The organism is Mesorhizobium sp. WSM4844 (assembly GCF_055811775.1).
In genome coordinates, this window is the sequence record NZ_JBVVQB010000148.1 from 1 (window position 1) to 1215 (window position 1215).

Consider the following 1215-nt stretch of genomic DNA (forward strand, 5'->3'; position numbering starts at 1 on the left):
GGGCGGCGCCTATGTGCCGCTCGATCCGGCCTATCCGGGCCCACGGCTCAACCAGGTGCTCGCCGATGCCGCGCCGCAGCTGCTGCTTTGCGATGCGGCCGGCCGCGCCGCGCTCGGCCCTGAGGCGCTGGCCGATGTGAGCGTGGTCGATCTGGAGACGGCCACCCCGGCCTGGGCCGAACTGCCCGCCTGCGATCCCGACCCGCGCGCGCTGGGGCTCACCCCCCGCCATCTCGCCTATGTGATCTACACCTCCGGCTCCACCGGGACGCCCAAGGGCGTCATGGTCGAGCATGGAAGTCTGGTGAACTATCTGCACTGGTCGGATCGCAGCCATTACCAAGGAGCCGGGAACGGCTCGCTGATGCTGCTGTCGTTTAGCTTTGACGGCAGTATCACGACCTTGTTTGGGCCTTTGCTGGCGGGTACCAAGCTCCGCATTCTAAAACAGACTGTCCCAACAGATTGGCTTGCTGCCCTTGGAGAGGGTGAGGTCCATCATCTGATCAAGTTGACGCCTTCGCACCTGAGCATGCTGAACAAGCGGCTTGAAGCCCACAATGGGCTGGCTCCGGCCAGAGCGCTCATGGTCGGGGGCGAGGCCTTAATCCCGGCAGATATGCAATTTTGGCAAGAGCGTTTTCCGAGCATGCGTCTGATCAATCAATTTGGTCCGACGGAAGCGACGGTTGGATGTGCCACATTTGAGATATCCGACGCTGTCGGGGGGCTGGCCTCGATTCCCATCGGGCGTCCGATTGCCAACGCGCGGATCTACCTGCTGGACGCTCATGGTGCTCCTGTGCCGTTCGGGGCGGTGGGCGAGCTTTACATTGGCGGTGCGGGGGTTGCGCGTGGCTACCTGAACCGGCCGGAGCTGACGGCGGAGCGGTTCATCGCCAGCCCGTTTGTTGAGGGCGACCGGCTGTACCGGAGCGGCGACCTGGCGCGTTATCTGCCGGACGGCAATCTGGAGTTTTTGGGCCGCAACGACGAGCAGGTGAAGATCCGCGGCTTCCGGATCGAGCCGGGCGAGATCGCGGCGCGGCTTTGCGAGCATGCCTGGGTGCGCGATGCGGTGGTGGTGGCGCGCGCCGATCGAACCGGCGACCAGCGGCTCGTCGCCTATGTGGTGGCCAAGCCGGCGGCCGGATCGGAGGGCGCCGATGGCGGCGCGCTTGCCGGCGCCTTGCGCGCGCATCTGGCTAGCCTGCT

Annotated in this window: 1 protein-coding gene; it reads left to right on the plus strand. The window is 65.7% G+C overall.

The features are described 5' to 3' along the window. The coding region (locus tag AC0L2A_RS36170; RefSeq protein ID WP_473612960.1) for an amino acid adenylation domain-containing protein at positions 1–1215 on the plus strand (1215 nt) is incomplete at both ends.